This window comes from Wenyingzhuangia sp. IMCC45574, assembly GCF_054182685.1.
In genome coordinates this window covers 1,278,039-1,294,497 of record NZ_CM135169.1, presented here as the reverse complement: position 1 = coordinate 1,294,497, position 16,459 = coordinate 1,278,039, and the positions used below count along the sequence as shown (strand labels likewise).

Sequence of the window (16,459 nt, the reverse complement as noted above, 5' to 3'; positions counted from 1 at the left end):
TTAATCTCTCTCTTTTTTTATTTCATCAAACTCATCAAGAGGTTTTAAACTCGCTAAAGAATCTAGTTCTTCTAGCTTTTTATATTCTTGATAAGATTGTACCTCTGCGAGTGAGTCTTTTACTTTTACAGAATCGCTGATCTCTTTTAATTGTAACTCTAATTTAGATTTTACATTTTTTAAGATTTCCTCGTGTAAGCTAATATTTGCACTGTAGTATTTTAAGCTAGCGTGAAACGATGCAGAATCTGTTTGATGGTTTTCGTAGATATAACTTAAATAGTTAATGGTTCTATCTCCATTTATATTCTTAGAGTTTCTAGCAGCTTTAGCAATGTACGAGTCTGCCAAAATAGTAGCCATTTTATCTTTAGCAATCAGGTTCTCTGGCTTTTTAATAATGGTATTACTATTACAGGCGGTTACAAGCACAGCAAGACTTAAAAAGTAAAATACTTTTTTCATGATTATCTATTAAAAGTGATTCGTTTACCTTTTATTTCATCATTAAATGTTCCTTGGTTGTAAATTAAATTACCATTTACAAAGGTATGTGTAATTGCGTTGTTAAACTCAGTTCCTTCAAACGGGCTCCATCCACATTTGTATAAAATATTTTCTTTGTTAACGGTCCATTTTTGTTTTGGATCAATCAATACCAAGTCTGCAAAATATCCTTCTTTAATATAACCACGTTTTTCAATTTCGAATAAAATTGCTGGGTTGTGACACATTTTTTCTACTACCTTTTCAATGCTAATCTTACCTTGGTCTACAAAGTTTAACATGGCAGGAATTGCATGCTGTACCAATGGACCACCACTTGGTGCCTTGGTATAGATGTTTAATTTTTCTTCTAAGGTGTGAGGAGCGTGGTCTGTTGCAATTACATCAATTCTATCGTCTAACAAAGCTTCCCATAAAGCGTTTTGATCTTCTTTTGTTTTAACGGCAGGATTCCATTTTATAAATGTCTGCTTTTCTTTGTACATAGAACTGTCAAAACCTAAGTGGTGAATACAAACCTCTGCGGTAATCTTTTTATCTTTTAACGGAATGTCGTTTCTAAACAATTCCATCTCCATAGCTGTAGACAGGTGAAAAACGTGTAATCTTGCCCCTGTTTTCTTCGCCAATTCTATTGCTTTAGAAGAAGAGATATAACAAGCTTTATCACTTCTAATAATAGGATGTTGATCCATTGGAATGTCTTCTCCGTATTTCTCTATAGCGGCTTGCAGATTGTCTTTTATAGTTTGTTCGTCTTCGCAGTGCGTAGAGATAACCATGCTAGTAGAAGAGAAAATCTTTTCTAAAACTTCTGGGTTGTCTACCAACATGTTTCCTGTAGAAGAACCTAAGAATAATTTAATACCCGCTACTTTTTTAGGATCTGTTTTTAACAACTCGTCTAAGTTATCGTTGGTTCCACCAAACATAAAAGAGTAGTTTACATAAGAGTCTTTAGAAGCAATGGTAAACTTATCTTCTAACAATTCTTGTGTAGTTGCTTGCGGAACAGTGTTGGGCATTTCTATAAATGTAGTAATACCACCTGCAGCAGCTGCTCTACTTTCTGTAGCTATGTTTGCTTTTTGCGTTAAACCTGGCTCTCTAAAGTGCACCTGATCGTCTATGGCACCTGGAATTAAATATTTACCCTTGGCATCTATAACGGTAGCGCTCTTAGGTACTTTAATATCTTTGGCAATTGTTTTTATAATTTCATTTTCAATTAAAACATCTCTTTCAAATGTTTTACCTTCATTAACAATTGTGGCATTCTGGATAACTGTACATCCCATAATTTATTTTTTTGGCAATCCTTTAAATTTCATTTTTAGTACTCCAAAAATAGCTTCGTGTATAATAGAGCTATCTAGTTTTGAAGTTCCCTTGGTTCTGTCTGTAAAAATAATAGATACTTCTTTAATAGTAAACTTATGCAGCCATGCTTTAAATTTCATTTCTATCTGAAAAGCATATCCTGTAAAACGAATATTGCTAAAGTCTATGGTTTCTAATACTTTTCTACGGTAGCAAATAAAACCTGCTGTGGTGTCGTATACCGGAATACCGGTAATTACTTTTACATATTTAGACGCAAAATAAGAAAGTAGTAAACGCGTAAAATCCCAGTTTATTACATTTATTTTGTTGTTTATATACCTAGATCCAATTGCTAAATCGGCACCATTTTCACAAGCTTCAATCAGCCTAGGAAGGTCTTTGGGGTTGTGAGAGAAATCTGCATCCATTTCTAAAATGTGTGCGTAATCTCTTTGCAGAGCCCACTGGAATCCGTGAATATAGGCTTTTCCTAAACCTCTGTCAGAAGTTCTAATTTCTAAATGCAGGTTCGGATTTGTTTCTTTAAGTTCTTTAACGATCTCAATAGTACCGTCGGTTGAATTGTCATCAACAATAAGAATATGTAGGTTAGGGTCTACGTTAAAAACCGCATCTACAATTTCTTTTACATTTTCTACTTCATTAAGTGTAGGGACAATAATCAAAGATTGACTCATACCAAGGAATTATTTTGCCAAATTTACGTTTTTTTATTCCTACTTTTACCGCAAGTTTTGTTCCATATTTTACAAAGAGATTTAAAGTGCTAGAAGTATTAGAGTTAGCTTATTTTAACAAGGTAGGATTGATGTTGTTGTTGCCCTTGGTTTTCCTGTTTGTAATGAGTAGGATAGACCTAAAGCGAACAAAATTATTATTAATGGTATTTTTTTCTAATAAATACTATTATAGATATCCTGTAGACACTACTGCTACGGTTTCCTTATATACAGTGCTGTTGTACGGAGTTAATATTTCGGTTTTAAACTTATTGTTGGTGCCTATTTTGTACCAAAGGGAGTTTATTTTTAACCATTTCTTTACAACATACTTTAAAAGTCTTTTGGTGGCTTTTTTATATTTGCTGATAAAGTATCTAATTGCAGAGTTTGTTTTCTTCTTTTTGGGAAGAAAAGACGGGTATAAACAAACGTTTGTAATGGAAACGAGTTATTTAACATCTGTGTTGTTGATCTCTTTTTTTCCTATTAGTTACGCATTTTTACACATTAAAGAACTAGGGACAGTTCTAAATATTGTAGCTTTTTTCTTTATAACTTGCTATGTTGTAAGGGGTATACTCATGTTGGCGAATAACAAAAACCTGCTAGAGGGTAAATTGTATTATATAATTTTGTATCTTTGCAGCCTAGAATTAGTCCCGATTGTTTATTTATTTAAACGTTATTTAGTGTAAGAAAAAGATGAAAGTAAAGACAATATTAGTTTCACAACCAGAGCCTAAGAGCGATCAACAATCTCCATTTACCATTTTATCAGAAAAACAAAAAGTGAAAGTAGACTTTAGGTCTTTCATTCATGTAGAAGGTTTAACTGTTAGAGAGGTACGTAATCAGAAAATTGATTTATCAAAGTATTCTGCTATTATTTTAACAAGTAGAAATGCTGTGGATCACTTCTTTAGAATTGCAGAGGAGATGAGATACAAGGTTCCGAATGAATTAAAGTACTTCTGTCAATCAGAAGCAGTAGCATATTACTTACAAAAGTATGTAGTATATAGAAAGCGTAAAATTTATGTAGGAAAGAGATCTTTTCCAGAATTGTGCGAAGTAATTAAAAAGCACAAAGGAGAAAAGTTCTTATTGCCATCGTCTGATAAGTTAAAGGATTTAATTCCTAATTCTTTAGATGATTTAGGTTTGCACTGGAAAAGGGTAGATTTATATAGAACCGTAACAAGTGATTTATCTGACTTAAAAAATGTGTTCTACGATGTTTTAGTATTCTTTAGCCCATCTGGAATTCATTCTCTGTTTAAAAACTTTCCAGATTTTGAACAAAACGATACTAGAATAGCTGTGTATGGTAACTCTACGGTAAAAGCTGCTACAGATGCAGGTTTAAAAGTAGACATCTCTGCACCGTCTCCAGAAAATCCTTCTATGACAATGGCTATTGAGAAATACATTAAACAAGTAAATAAGAAATAATTTTTTATTTCTTACCCGTTATAAAATTAAAGAGCCTTTTGGGGCTCTTTTTTTGTTAGCAATTTATAGGATGCAAATGCATCTCGATGCTTCGACTAAGCTCAGCACAGGCTGTTGATGACTTATTTTTGGAGTCAGAAATAGAAAATTAAGTTTAAAAGGCTTAAAGTAATTAATTGTGTAAATAATCTTTCAATTATAAGTCGTACAATGCATCTCGACTCCGTTTGATGACTTATTTTTGTAGTAACAAATAGAAAATTAAGTTAGAAAGATATATAGTCATTGATTGTATAAAGAATCTTTCAACCAGGAATTTTTAATCTTTTAATAAAAAACATGTTCCAAATAGGTAAAACGTTAGTTTCAGAAGAAATTTTAGAAAACGAGTTTGTATGTAATATTTCTGCATGTAAAGGAGAGTGCTGTGTGGCTGGTGATGCTGGTGCTCCGGTACTAGATGAAGAAATAGCAAAGTTAAACGAAGTCTATCCTAAGGTAAAACACTTGCTAAGACCCGAAGGAATTGCGGCTATAGAAGCACAAGGAACTTATACTACGTCTCCTTTTGGAGAACACGAAACCGCTTTGGTTAATCATAAAGAATGTGCGTTTGTAACCTTTGATGAAAAAGGAACAGCTTCTTGTGCAATAGAACAAGGTTATAATAAAGGTTTGGTAGATTGGAAAAAACCAATCTCTTGTCATTTGTATCCGGTAAGAACCCAACAAATGACAAATTTTGTAGCTGTAAATTACCATCAATGGGATATTTGCGACGATGCCTGTACTTTAGGAAAAGAGCTGCAAATGCCCGTTTATAAGTTTTTAAAAAACGCTTTAATCTTAAAATTTGGCGAAGATTGGTATCGAGAATTAGAGCTGGTTGCCGAAGAATGGAAAAAAGTAAAGAATCAATAAACGATTTTAAAAATATGTTGAAAAGCCTTGTAAGCTGTTAGTTTACAAGGCTTTTTTAATAAAATGAAACCTCTCTGTGTAGAATTGTTCTAAATATAGAGGTTTGTTTATCAGTGTTTTGTGATTTGGCTTTTTTTAATAGTGTGTAAATTGATTGTTAAGAACTTTTGGGTTTTGTGGAAAAGTAGTTCTTTCATTCAAGACAAATTTTTACAATCTTTGTTATCACTTAGAACTAAACCGCGAAAATTAAAATATAAAATATGTCTCAAGTAGAACCAATTTTACAAGAAGATCCAAATAGATTCGTAATTTTTCCTATTCAACACCAAGATATTTGGGAATGGTATAAGAAACAAGAAGCAAGTATTTGGACCGCAGAGGAGATAGACTTACATCAAGATATTACAGATTGGGAAAACAAATTAAATGACGATGAGCGTTATTTTATCAAACATATTTTAGCATTCTTTGCTGCTTCTGATGGAATTGTAAACGAAAATTTAGCTGAGAACTTTGTAACAGAAGTACAATATGCAGAAGCTAAGTTTTTCTATGGTTTCCAAATTATGATGGAAAACATTCACTCGGAAGTTTATTCTTTATTAATAGATACTTATGTAAAGAATGAAGATGAGAAGAATAAATTATTTAAAGCGATAGAGCACTTTCCTGCAATTAAATTAAAAGCAGACTGGGCTTTAAAATGGATAGAATCAGAATCTTTTGCAGAGCGTTTGATTGCTTTTGCAGCTGTAGAGGGAATTTTCTTCTCTGGAAGTTTCTGTGCAATTTTCTGGATGAAAAAACGTGGTTTATTACCAGGATTAACATTCTCTAACGAGTTAATTTCTCGTGACGAAGGATTGCACTGTGATTTTGCGGTACACTTACACAACAAACACATTGTTAACAAAGTGCCAAAAGACCGTATTAAGGAGATTATCACCGATGCATTAGATATAGAAAAAGTATTTATAACAGAATCTTTACCTGTTAGTTTGATAGGGATGAATGCCAAGTTAATGACTCAGTACTTAGAGTTTGTAACAGACAGATTGTTAGTAGAATTTGAATGTGACAAGGTATACAATGCATCAAACCCATTTGACTTTATGGACATGATTTCTCTAGAAGGAAAAACAAACTTCTTCGAAAAGAGAGTATCGGACTACCAAAAAGCAGGTGTAAAATCTGGAGGTACTGGAGAGATTAGTTTTGATGCTGATTTCTAGATAAAACAATAATAAAACAAACCTGTAGTGTTTTGGCGGCATTGTGTATCACAATGTTGTTAGGATGCTTCACCCTTTAATTTAACTTAAACCTAGGCTTATGTACGTAATAAAAAGAGATGGACACAAAGAGTCGGTGATGTTTGACAAGATCACGGCTAGAATTAGAAAAATTTGTTATGGATTAAATCCAATTGTAGATCCGGTAAAGGTTGCTATGCGAGTTATAGAAGGATTGTACGATGGGGTTACCACTTCAGAATTGGATAATTTAGCTGCAGAAATTGCTGCAACCATGACGACATCGCATCCTGATTACGCAAAATTAGCAGCAAGAATTTCTGTTTCTAACTTACATAAGGATACACAAAAATCGTTCTCTGCAACCATGAAAGCGTTGTACGAGTATGTAAACCCACGTACAGGTTTAGATTCTCCGTTATTGTCTGATGAGGTTTATAAGGTGATACAAGACAATGCAGCTGTGTTAGACTCTTCTATTGTATACGATAGAGATTTTAATTACGATTTCTTTGGGTTTAAAACATTAGAGCGTTCTTATTTATTAAAAATTAACGGACAAATTGTAGAGCGTCCACAGCATATGTTAATGCGTGTAGCAGTAGGTATTCACTTAGATGATATTGAAGAGGCTATTGAAACTTACAACTTAATGAGTAAGAAATTCTTTACGCACGCAACACCAACATTATTTAACTCGGGTACACCTAAGCCACAAATGTCTTCTTGTTTCTTATTACAAATGCAAGACGATAGTATTGATGGTATTTACGATACATTAAAGCAAACCGCTAAAATTTCTCAATCTGCAGGAGGTATCGGATTGTCTATTCATAACATCCGTGCTACAGGTTCTTACATTCGTGGAACCAACGGTACTTCTAACGGAATTATTCCAATGTTAAAAGTGTACAACGATACGGCTCGTTATGTAGATCAAGGAGGAGGAAAGCGTAAAGGTTCTTTTGCTATTTATATTGAGCCTTGGCATGCAGATGTATTCGATTTCTTAGATTTAAGAAAAAACACAGGAGCAGAAGAAAAGCGTGCAAGAGATTTATTCTTGGCTTTATGGATTTCAGATTTATTTATGAAACGTGTAGAGCAAAACGCAGAATGGACTTTAATGTGTCCTAACGAATGTCCTGGATTGTACGATACGTACGGAGAAGAATTTGAAGCATTGTACACAAAGTACGAAGCAGAAGGAAAAGGACGTAAGACTATTAAAGCACGTGAATTGTGGGAAAAAGTATTAGAAGCTCAGATAGAGACTGGTAACCCATACATGTTGTATAAAGATGCTGCCAACCGCAAATCTAACCAAAAGAACTTAGGAGTAATTCGTTCTTCTAACTTGTGTACAGAAATTATGGAGTACACGGCTAAAGACGAAGTTGCCGTTTGTAACTTGGCTTCTATTGCCATTCCAATGTTTGTAGAAACAGACGAAAACGGTAAAAAGTTCTTTAACCACGATGCATTGTACAAAGTAGTAAAGAAAGTAACACGTAATTTAGATACGGTTATAGATAGAAACTACTATCCTGTAAAAGAGGCAGAAAATTCTAACGTAAGACACCGTCCGGTAGGATTAGGAATACAAGGATTGGCAGATGCCTTTATTATGTTGCGTTTACCGTTTACATCTGAAGAAGCAAAACAATTAAACAAAGATATTTTTGAAACCTTATACTTTGCAGCAGTAGAGTCTTCTATGGAGATTGCAGCAAATAAAGGAGCTTACTCTAGTTTTGAAGGATCTCCAATGTCTCAAGGAGAATTCCAATTTAACCTTTGGGGAGTAAACGATAAAGATTTAAGCGGACGTTGGGACTGGGCAACTTTAAGAGATCAAGTAAAGAAGAATGGAGTGCGTAACTCTTTATTAGTAGCTCCTATGCCAACAGCTTCTACATCTCAAATTTTAGGAAACAACGAAGCGTTTGAGCCATATACATCTAACATTTATACGCGTAGAGTATTGTCTGGTGAGTTTATTGTAGTAAACAAGCACTTATTAGAAGACTTGGTAGAATTAGGATTGTGGAATAACGAATTAAAAGAAGAGTTGATGAGAGCCAACGGTTCTATTCAGCACATAGAAGGAATTCCAGCAGACTTAAAAGAGTTGTACAAAACAGTTTGGGAGTTAAGTATGAAAGATATTATTGACATGTCTCGTCAGAGAGGATACTTTATCGATCAATCTCAGTCTTTAAACTTATTTATGGAAAGCCCAGATTATTCTAAGTTAACCTCTATGCACTTCTATGCTTGGAAGTCTGGATTAAAAACTGGAATGTACTACTTAAGAACAAAATCTGCTGTAAACGCAATTAAGTTTACCCTTTCTAACGATAAAAAGAAAGAAGAAGCAGACAAGCCAATGAGTACAGAAGAATTTAAGGCAATGTTATTGCAGTCTAAAGAAAACCCAGACGACTGCGAAATGTGTGGATCTTAAACAACAGAAAATACAATAGTAAAGAAACGGCTACCTTTTGGGTGGCCGTTTTTTATAGGTGTAATTTTAATATAATAGGTTCTCGACTTAGCTCGAACACCGTAACTCTAATTTGGTCATCGAGCCTAGTCGAGATGGTGCTTAATAATTGAAAAGATTGTTAATAAATGGCTGTAACTGTTTTGATATTTGTTAGGGATAGTGGAGATGTTTTGGTAAATTTATAAGGAATAAAAAAGTTTAAAATTGCTTTTCTTTTACCTTTTGTTGGTTGTATAAGAGAAGTGATTTAGAACATGTAATCTGTTGTCGCTAAATTTGAAAAAGAAAATATGGATAAAAGTACACTAATTGGAATTGTTGGAATTTTACTTACAATAGTATTTGGTTTTCTATCAATAGACTTATTTAAAAGGAAAAAATATCCTGGAAAAATAACTTATGTCAAACTAACTTTAATTGATTTACTAAATAATATTGCTAATAACTTTAGAGAAATTAAATTATTACATCAAGATCAGCCAATAAACAAAAATATCATATATATCAAAGGAGCTATTCTTAATAATGGAGATATTGATATTAATAGTAAATTGACAGAGAAAGATATTTCAATTAAACTACCAGATAAATGCAAATGGCTTGATATCAAACCAACTGAGTATAGTGAGGGGTTGTCTCCAAAAATAAAAATTGATAATTTAGATACTGCAACTTTTGACTTTGATTTATTTAGGAGAAATGAATTTATACAATTTGAGGGTTTGATTGAATCTGAAGATAAATTTATGGCATCTGATGTATTAGAAAATCAGTTATCTTTCTCTCATAGAATTGAAAACACTTCAAAAATTCAAAAAAAAGTACTATTAAGTGAAAAAGAAATCAAAAAGAAAAAGAAGTATGCAACTCGAACATCAATTTTAGTATTGATACTTATATTTTTTGTCTCTTTTACGTACATATTCAATTTATTTGGTATAAGAGCTGAAAATATCTATTACAACGAAATCAATAATAAAAATATTTCTTACAGTGCTACACTTGAAAATGAAACTGTTGTATTGAAAACAGTTGATAATGAAGATAAATTATACATTTCTATAGAAGAGTTTAATAACCGATACAAAGCATCATCAAAAAAATTAACTCTTTGGGAAAAATTCAAAGAACAATATTGGATAATAGCTGTTCAAATTGGTCTATTTATTGTTTCAATTCTTTGGGAAGTATATGAGATAAATAATGCAAAGAGATTAATGAAAATCCTTAATAAATCTAGCTACAATAACGCATAACCCTCCCTCTGGTGCGCGAATCTTCGCGTATCGTTACCATAATAAGCGTGCGTTACGCGTAAAAATTCACTCATACAAACGAAAAAGATGGTAAAAGTACTCGTTGGAAAGGAATGTTAGTATGTAACATATAACCCAGATAGCTCGGATTTGTAATCCGATAGCATTGCTACTGTAAATAGAAATTGTCTTACTAGTAAAACGGTTTGTAGCTCCCTTCTGGTGAGCGAATCCCAGATAGCTTTGATTTGTACCTTAAATCAGAACCATAATAATTTAAAAAAATAAAATGATAGTACATATTTCAATCAATATCGTAAACTCAAAGTTTAGTCAAGATTATGCTGATCAATATGAATTTGGAGAGGAGAGTGTGAATAATATGAAATATAATTATTCAATAGCTATTGAGATTGATAAAGTTTCTTTTAATGAAGATACAAGAATATTATATGAGCTTAAAAAAGGTATAAAGTTTCTGTTTGAAAAAGTTACTGTATTATGTTGTTATCAAAAAGAAAAGCTTGTTGCAGCATATTCATTTTCTACTGAGTTATTAATTAAAACACATGAAATTTTTAAAAAAGAGCAAAATAAAAAGTATTGTTATTTTTACTTAAGAGATGACGTTGAATTCAAAGAAATAGGAAATCACAATTACTTAATTAAAGAAGACGTCACAAGAATAGCTTAAGATATATTATATACAATACTTTTATTATACATTGATTGTTTTCTTACCTTTTTCCATTCTAGTGCGCGAATCTTCGCATATCGTTACCATGATAAGCGTATGTTACGCATAAAATTTCTTTTCGGATTATATGAAAAGATGGTAAAAGTACTCGTTTTAAACGAGCACTATATGAATTTTCTATTCGGTATGTATTTGCTAAATTAGGTGTTTAAACAAGTAACAAACTATATACAAACACATTGCTAGTAATTTGATTGAATCAAATGGAAGTCACTAAAAAAGATGTTGAAAAACTAATTGAATTGAGGAAAGAAAATACATTTCTCAGTCATTTATGGAATGTCTTTTCCCAAGACTTTAGGTCTAAAGGAGAGGTTGGTAGAAATGAAATAAAAGTTTGGAAACAACATATGTGGAATGCGATTTTTTATCCAATTTTCACACTTGAGTTTAATTCAAATAATCATCTAACAAATATTACGGATAAGCTAAATCCAATAGGGAAAACTGTCATTGGAATTTTTGTAATCGGATTTCTTTATTTGATTTTTCCTGAAAACATATCAGGTTTTGACTTTATTAAAAAGTGGCCAATTATAACTTTCATTGCAGTTTTTATATCCATAATTGTTTTCTTTGCTAGAATGGTTTATAGGTTTGAGAAAAAGAATCAACTTGATGAAATTCTGGAATTTTTAGACGTAGAAGTTGAGGAAAAGAAACCTCAAAAGGAGTGGTCTTTAAAAAATATCCTAATAAGATTGTTTGCATATCCATTTTGTCTATTCTTAATCGGACTTAATATTTTTATGATAATACCGAATGGACAATACATTCTTGCTTTGGGATGTTTTGGACTTGTTGCATCCTATTTATTGGCTGACATAAAAATGATATTAAAAAATAAAAAAAACTACAGGCAATAAATACTATACTTTATGAGAGTTTTAAAGATTACCCCTCTTAGGGTACTATTGTTATTTGTACTTTACTTGTTAGCAGATTCTTATCATTATGTTTATGTATTGGGACATAAATCTTCAGCTTTAGGGTTTGGGATTTATCTAGCATTTTTATTGTTTCTTATAATACCATTAATCTGTGAGTTCTATGCTTTGAGAGAACATAAATTATGGAAAATTATAATAGCCGAAATACTTCTGTTATTATTGTTTGGGGGATTGTTTTATGTGAAAAATTATTAGTTAAGTAAAACCAGATAGCTCGGATTTGTAATCCGAGAGCATTGCCTCCTCTCCTCTCCTCTGGTGCGCGAATCTTCGCGTATCGTTACCATCATAAGCGTATGATACGCGTAATTTTCACTTTTACATACGAGGGAATGATAAGTTCAATTGGTTGCAGCAGGAATAGAAAATATGGGTTTTACAAATGAGGGCTAGAGGATGAGTGAACATCTTAATTTTTACTGTTAAACTTGAGATTTTTTAGGTTTAAAACAGCAATCTGTAATAATTATAAATAGCTTAGCTAGCCATAGTTAAATACTTAAACAGTTTCCCTATATTTGTGCTTCTAAAAATGAAGCAATAGGCATGGCACAAAAACCGAGTGTTCCTAAGGGAACAAGAGATTTTTCTCCTGTAGAAGTAGCAAAAAGAGATTATATATTTTCTACCATTAAGAATGTTTTTAAAACATTTGGGTTTCAACCCATAGAAACTCCCTCTTTTGAGAACCTACATACCTTAATGGGTAAGTATGGTGAGGAAGGAGATCGCTTAATTTTTAAGATCTTAAATTCTGGAAATTACTTAAACAAAGCCAATGCAGAAGCTTTAGAGGCTAAAGACAGTCAGAAACTAACTTCTTCTATTTCGGAAAAAGCGTTACGTTACGACTTAACAGTGCCTTTTGCACGTTATGTAGTGCAACACCAAAACGAAATAGAATTTCCGTTTAAGAGATATCAAATTCAACCCGTTTGGAGAGCAGACCGTCCACAAAAAGGACGTTTTAGAGAATTCTACCAATGCGATGCAGATGTAGTAGGAAGTGATTCGCTATGGCAAGAGGTAGATTTTATACAATTGTACGATACGGTTTTTACCCAATTGGGATTAAACGGAGTGACCATTAAGATGAACAACCGTAAAATCTTATCGGGTATTGCAGAGATTATAGGAGCAAGCGATAAGTTGATAGACTTTACAGTAGCCTTAGACAAGTTAGATAAAATTGGAAAAGAAGGAGTAACCAAGGAGATGGTTGCCAAAGGAATTGCAGAGGAGGCCATAGAGAAAGTAGCACCTTTATTTGATTTTACTGGAACAAACCAAGAGAAATTAACGCAGTTGGCAGACATGTTAGCTTCTTCGGAAGAAGGAACTAAGGGAGTAGAAGAGTTAAGATTCATTATAGATAATATAGAAGCATTAGGATTACAGTCTGCAAGTCTAGCTTTAGATGTAACTTTGGCAAGAGGATTAAACTACTACACCGGAGCTATTTTTGAAGTAGCTGCACCAGAGGGTGTTAAAATGGGATCTATTGGAGGAGGAGGTCGTTACGACGATTTAACTGGAATCTTTGGATTAAAGAACATGAGTGGAGTAGGAATCTCTTTTGGATTGGATAGAATTTATTTGGTTTTAGAGGAGTTGAATTTATTTGAAAAGGTGAATTTACCAAGGCCAGATGTTTTATTTATCAATTTTGGTAATGATGAAGCTTTGTATGCGACCAAAGCAATAAGAGAATTAAGAGTGTCTGGAGTAAAATCTGAATTGTATCCGAGTGCTGCAAAAATGAAAAAGCAGATGACTTATGCCAACAGAAGAGAGATTCCTTTTGTGGTATTGGTAGGAGAACAAGAGATGGAACAAGGTGTTTTTACGCTAAAAGACATGAAATCAGGAGAACAACAAGTATGTAAGTTAGAAGAATTATTACAAGTGGTAATTAATTCGTAAATTTGCAGCTTATAAATTTAGAAATATGTCCCGAGAAATTGACATAATGAATTACGACGATATTGACGAACTAGGAGATAACCACATAGGAGATGTAACCCGCACACCAATGCGCAAGGATGCATTTGAGTTATCGCCAGATGAAAAGATAGAAAAAATTCAAGAAAACGTTAAAGAGATAATGGAAACATTAGGCTTAGATTTAACGGATGATAGTTTAAGAGGAACTCCTAAACGTGTAGCTAAAGCTTTCGTAAAAGAGTTGTTTGGTGGTTTGTTGCCAGAAAACAGACCTAACTTATCTACTTTTGAAAACAACTATCAGTATGCAGAAATGTTGGTAGAAAAAAACATTGTTGTGTATTCTACTTGCGAGCATCACTTATTACCTATAGTGGGTAGAGCACATGTTGCTTATATCTCTAAAGGAACAGTGGTTGGTTTGTCTAAAATGAATCGTATTGTAGATTATTACGCAAAACGTCCACAGGTACAAGAGCGTTTAACAAGACAAATTGTAAAAGCATTGCAAGAGGCTTTAGGAACAGATGATGTTGCATGTATTATAGATGCAAAACATTTGTGTGTAAACTCTAGAGGTGTTAAAGACATAGAGAGTTCTACGGTAACTGCAGAGTTTGGAGGAGCTTTTCAAAGCATAGAAAAGCAAAAAGAATTTAGAGACTATATTAAATTAGAAACTAAGTTTTAATTTAGTACTATCATAAAAACAAAAAGCCTAGCATTTGCTAGGCTTTTTGTTTTGTTTTATTCTTCTTCGGTTAGCATTTCGTCGTCTTCAACTTTAATGCTTTCATCAGAAGGATCATCACTTTCGTCCTCGTTGTGTTGTACAATGGCTCTATCTAATTTAGTTCCTACTTTTACTAGATAAATATCTTCTTTTAGTTTAATCTCTAAAGCTTCAATTAATTCACCTTTATGATTGGTGAATTTTAAGACATCTCTATCTGTATATCCGTCTGGATATTCCTCAAGAATTATGCCTAAAATCTCATTTGTTACCTTGGTGTGGTCAATAATAATTCTTTTCATATAAATGCTTTTTAAATGAATGTGGGGTGTTAAATTATTATAAATCTTGATCGTTAAATTTTCCTATTTTGTTCTCTTTGGTTGTAAAACTATTTTCGTCAATTTCTGTGTCGTCGTAGTCTTGTTCGTACTTATAGCTTAACATTTTGTAAAACAATCTTGCAGCTAAAGCATTGGGGGCTTTGTTTGTTTCAATAGGAGCAAGTCCTACCATATCAAAACCAACTACATTCTTTTCTTGAAATACTTTTTGTAAAAACTCTAAGGTTTCGTACCAAAATAAACCTCCTTGCTCTGGTTGGTCTACAGAGGGCATAATAGAAGGATCTAAGCTGTCTAAATCTAAAGAAATTAACACATTGTCTGTTAGAGCTTCAATGGCATTTTCCATCCAGTAATCGTCTGCGGCCATTTCGTGTGCAAAGAATACTTTGTCTTGGTCTAACACCGTTTTTTCTATGGCAGCCATACTTCTAATTCCTACCTGAATTAGGTTGGTAGCCTGACTAGCATGATACATAGAACATTGGTTGTTTACCTTTTCCCCTTTAAACTCTTTGTGCAAATTGGCATGTGCATCCAATTGCAATACCGTTAAGTTTTCAAAATGATCGTAAAAAGCTTTAATAGTTCCTATAGAGGAGCTTCTTTGGTTTGCTACAACCGTTACAAATTTGTTGGTGTTTAGGTAAGATTTTACCTGGTTAGAAACCGCTTGTACCATGGCTTGTGCCGAAGTGTTTTCTACAACGTCTTGGGCTAAGTATATTCCTTTTTTATAAACTTGGGAGTCTGTTTCTATATCGTAAAGCTCCATATTGGCAGAAGCTTCTAAAAAAGCTTCAATACCTGTATTGTTAGTGCTTGTTTGATGGTACGAAACAGGTACTATTACAATGTTTGCCGTTTCTTTTTTAGCATACTCCTCAGAAATTCCAGCGTAGTTAGTTGTCATATTCTAATTTTTTTAAATCTTAATAAAGGCTTTCTTCACTATTAAATGAAAGCCGTGCTAATTTTCTAGTATAATTTGAGAGATATAATTTCTCGTAAAACCAATCAAGATAAGAGTGGTGTGTTAAAGATTTTAATGAAGAGAGTTCTTTTATTTTGTTATGGCATCCAGCCATATTGTACTTATTAATGCTCTTCGAATAAGTACAACCAAAACATAAAAAGCGTAACATTTTATAATTTTGTTTGAAACAAAAATAATTTTTTTTTTGAATTTTCAAAATTAAGTTACTACTAAATATGAGCTGCTTTTAAAAAATAAATAACCTTGTGCGAATGCGAAATCAGAAATATTAATCTGTTGACTAGTTTTCTTTGTAGTTAAGGAAATAGGTTAGGAGAGGGGAAGAAGTAATGTGAATGTTATGTTATTAGATTGTTTTAAAGTCGTCTTTAAAAGACGACTTTAAATAAAAATTTACAAACCAAAAGGAAGTCCTTTTTTAGCGGCATCTGCCACTTCTTTTTCGTTGATAGCACTTGCTTTCTTAAGAGCATCATTTAAGGCTAAAATTAAATAATCCTCTACGGCTTCTTTGTCTTCTAGTACCAGCTCGTTAATATCTATTTTCTTTACTTCGTAATTAGCGGTAACGGTTATATTTACCAATCCGTTTCCAGAACTACCTTCTACTAAAACAGTGTTTAACTTTTGTTTTGCTTCTTCTACTTGTTTTTGGGCATCTTGTAATTGCCCCATCATTTTAGATAAATCTCCAAACATAATTGTTGCGTAAAATTTTGGTGCAATATAAAAAAATGGACCAAAAATGAATTCTCTTTGTTTACTTA

Annotated in this window: 16 protein-coding genes; 10 read left to right on the top strand and 6 right to left on the bottom strand. The window is 32.8% G+C overall.

Annotation, left to right across the window (positions count from 1 at the left end):
• From ACXHHC_RS05440 to ACXHHC_RS05430, 3 genes are read right to left on the bottom strand one after another with little or no spacing between them, the layout of a single operon-like run.
• Window positions 1-465 carry a DUF4296 domain-containing protein gene (locus ACXHHC_RS05440; RefSeq protein ID WP_458228633.1) on the bottom strand — a complete coding sequence of 155 codons (465 nt, stop codon included), beginning with the start codon at window positions 463-465 and terminating at the stop codon, window positions 1-3.
• Window positions 466-467: 2 nt separating this feature from the next.
• Window positions 468-1,805, bottom strand: coding sequence for a dihydroorotase (locus ACXHHC_RS05435; protein ID WP_458228632.1), 1,338 nt, complete (start codon window positions 1,803-1,805; stop codon window positions 468-470).
• A 3-nt stretch (window positions 1,806-1,808) separates the two neighbouring features.
• Window positions 1,809-2,528, bottom strand: coding sequence for a polyprenol monophosphomannose synthase (locus ACXHHC_RS05430; RefSeq protein WP_458228631.1), 720 nt, complete (start codon window positions 2,526-2,528; stop codon window positions 1,809-1,811).
• A 131-nt stretch (window positions 2,529-2,659) separates the two neighbouring features.
• On the opposite strand from ACXHHC_RS05430, the gene ACXHHC_RS05425 reads away from it, so the two are divergent.
• From ACXHHC_RS05425 to folE, 10 genes are all read left to right on the top strand, one after another.
• Window positions 2,660-3,268, top strand: coding sequence for a DUF4271 domain-containing protein (locus tag ACXHHC_RS05425; protein ID WP_458229229.1), 609 nt, complete (start codon window positions 2,660-2,662; stop codon window positions 3,266-3,268).
• A gap of 7 nt (window positions 3,269-3,275) precedes the next feature.
• On the top strand, window positions 3,276-4,025 hold the full coding sequence (locus ACXHHC_RS05420; protein ID WP_458228630.1) for a uroporphyrinogen-III synthase: 750 nt from the start codon (window positions 3,276-3,278) through the stop codon (window positions 4,023-4,025).
• Window positions 4,026-4,364: 339 nt separating this feature from the next.
• Entirely contained in the window at window positions 4,365-4,946 is a 582-nt protein-coding gene (locus tag ACXHHC_RS05415) for a DUF3109 family protein (RefSeq protein ID WP_458228629.1), read from the top strand.
• Between the two features lie 263 nt (window positions 4,947-5,209).
• Entirely contained in the window at window positions 5,210-6,181 is a 972-nt protein-coding gene (locus ACXHHC_RS05410; protein ID WP_458228628.1) for a ribonucleotide-diphosphate reductase subunit beta, read from the top strand.
• A gap of 100 nt (window positions 6,182-6,281) precedes the next feature.
• Window positions 6,282-8,669, top strand: coding sequence for a ribonucleoside-diphosphate reductase subunit alpha (locus ACXHHC_RS05405; RefSeq protein WP_458228627.1), 2,388 nt, complete (start codon window positions 6,282-6,284; stop codon window positions 8,667-8,669).
• Between the two features lie 332 nt (window positions 8,670-9,001).
• The gene (locus ACXHHC_RS05400; protein ID WP_458228626.1) at window positions 9,002-9,967 is read left to right on the top strand and encodes a hypothetical protein; all 966 of its coding nucleotides are present in this window, start codon (window positions 9,002-9,004) and stop codon (window positions 9,965-9,967) included.
• Between the two features lie 289 nt (window positions 9,968-10,256).
• Window positions 10,257-10,661: a hypothetical protein gene (locus ACXHHC_RS05395; protein WP_458228625.1), complete on the top strand. Its 405-nt coding sequence runs from the start codon at window positions 10,257-10,259 to the stop codon at window positions 10,659-10,661.
• A 266-nt stretch (window positions 10,662-10,927) separates the two neighbouring features.
• Entirely contained in the window at window positions 10,928-11,590 is a 663-nt protein-coding gene (locus ACXHHC_RS05390; protein ID WP_458228624.1) for a hypothetical protein, read from the top strand.
• Window positions 11,591-12,220: 630 nt separating this feature from the next.
• The gene (gene hisS / locus ACXHHC_RS05385; RefSeq protein ID WP_458228623.1) at window positions 12,221-13,597 is read left to right on the top strand and encodes a histidine--tRNA ligase; all 1,377 of its coding nucleotides are present in this window, start codon (window positions 12,221-12,223) and stop codon (window positions 13,595-13,597) included.
• A gap of 46 nt (window positions 13,598-13,643) precedes the next feature.
• Window positions 13,644-14,309 carry a GTP cyclohydrolase I FolE gene (folE, locus tag ACXHHC_RS05380; protein ID WP_458229228.1) on the top strand — a complete coding sequence of 222 codons (666 nt, stop codon included), beginning with the start codon at window positions 13,644-13,646 and terminating at the stop codon, window positions 14,307-14,309.
• A 56-nt stretch (window positions 14,310-14,365) separates the two neighbouring features.
• Here folE and ACXHHC_RS05375 read toward each other — a convergent pair whose 3' ends face one another.
• The 3 genes from ACXHHC_RS05375 to ACXHHC_RS05365 form a co-directional block, all read right to left on the bottom strand.
• Complete coding sequence (locus tag ACXHHC_RS05375; RefSeq protein ID WP_458228622.1) at window positions 14,366-14,653, bottom strand: hypothetical protein; 288 nt, start codon at window positions 14,651-14,653, stop codon at window positions 14,366-14,368.
• A 37-nt stretch (window positions 14,654-14,690) separates the two neighbouring features.
• Window positions 14,691-15,608, bottom strand: a complete 918-nt coding sequence (locus ACXHHC_RS05370; RefSeq protein WP_458228621.1) for an arginase family protein — start codon at window positions 15,606-15,608, stop codon at window positions 14,691-14,693.
• 477 nt (window positions 15,609-16,085) lie between these two features.
• On the bottom strand, window positions 16,086-16,391 hold the full coding sequence (locus ACXHHC_RS05365; protein WP_458228620.1) for a YbaB/EbfC family nucleoid-associated protein: 306 nt from the start codon (window positions 16,389-16,391) through the stop codon (window positions 16,086-16,088).
• Window positions 16,392-16,459: the final 68 nt, after the last annotated feature.

Excerpts from the sequence above, each read along its gene's own strand:
- ACXHHC_RS05440 (WP_458228633.1), bottom strand. The coding sequence starts at position 465 with ATGAAAAAAGTATTTTACTTTTTAAGTCTTGCTGTGCTTGTAACCGCC.
- ACXHHC_RS05435 (WP_458228632.1), bottom strand. The coding sequence starts at position 1,805 with ATGGGATGTACAGTTATCCAGAATGCCACAATTGTTAATGAAGGTAAA.
- ACXHHC_RS05430 (WP_458228631.1), bottom strand. The coding sequence starts at position 2,528 with ATGAGTCAATCTTTGATTATTGTCCCTACACTTAATGAAGTAGAAAAT.
- ACXHHC_RS05425 (WP_458229229.1), top strand. The coding sequence starts at position 2,660 with ATGTTGTTGTTGCCCTTGGTTTTCCTGTTTGTAATGAGTAGGATAGAC.
- ACXHHC_RS05420 (WP_458228630.1), top strand. The coding sequence starts at position 3,276 with ATGAAAGTAAAGACAATATTAGTTTCACAACCAGAGCCTAAGAGCGAT.
- ACXHHC_RS05415 (WP_458228629.1), top strand. The coding sequence starts at position 4,365 with ATGTTCCAAATAGGTAAAACGTTAGTTTCAGAAGAAATTTTAGAAAAC.
- ACXHHC_RS05410 (WP_458228628.1), top strand. The coding sequence starts at position 5,210 with ATGTCTCAAGTAGAACCAATTTTACAAGAAGATCCAAATAGATTCGTA.
- ACXHHC_RS05405 (WP_458228627.1), top strand. The coding sequence starts at position 6,282 with ATGTACGTAATAAAAAGAGATGGACACAAAGAGTCGGTGATGTTTGAC.
- ACXHHC_RS05400 (WP_458228626.1), top strand. The coding sequence starts at position 9,002 with ATGGATAAAAGTACACTAATTGGAATTGTTGGAATTTTACTTACAATA.
- ACXHHC_RS05395 (WP_458228625.1), top strand. The coding sequence starts at position 10,257 with ATGATAGTACATATTTCAATCAATATCGTAAACTCAAAGTTTAGTCAA.
- ACXHHC_RS05390 (WP_458228624.1), top strand. The coding sequence starts at position 10,928 with ATGGAAGTCACTAAAAAAGATGTTGAAAAACTAATTGAATTGAGGAAA.
- hisS (WP_458228623.1), top strand. The coding sequence starts at position 12,221 with ATGGCACAAAAACCGAGTGTTCCTAAGGGAACAAGAGATTTTTCTCCT.
- folE (WP_458229228.1), top strand. The coding sequence starts at position 13,644 with ATGAATTACGACGATATTGACGAACTAGGAGATAACCACATAGGAGAT.
- ACXHHC_RS05375 (WP_458228622.1), bottom strand. The coding sequence starts at position 14,653 with ATGAAAAGAATTATTATTGACCACACCAAGGTAACAAATGAGATTTTA.
- ACXHHC_RS05370 (WP_458228621.1), bottom strand. The coding sequence starts at position 15,608 with ATGACAACTAACTACGCTGGAATTTCTGAGGAGTATGCTAAAAAAGAA.
- ACXHHC_RS05365 (WP_458228620.1), bottom strand. The coding sequence starts at position 16,391 with ATGTTTGGAGATTTATCTAAAATGATGGGGCAATTACAAGATGCCCAA.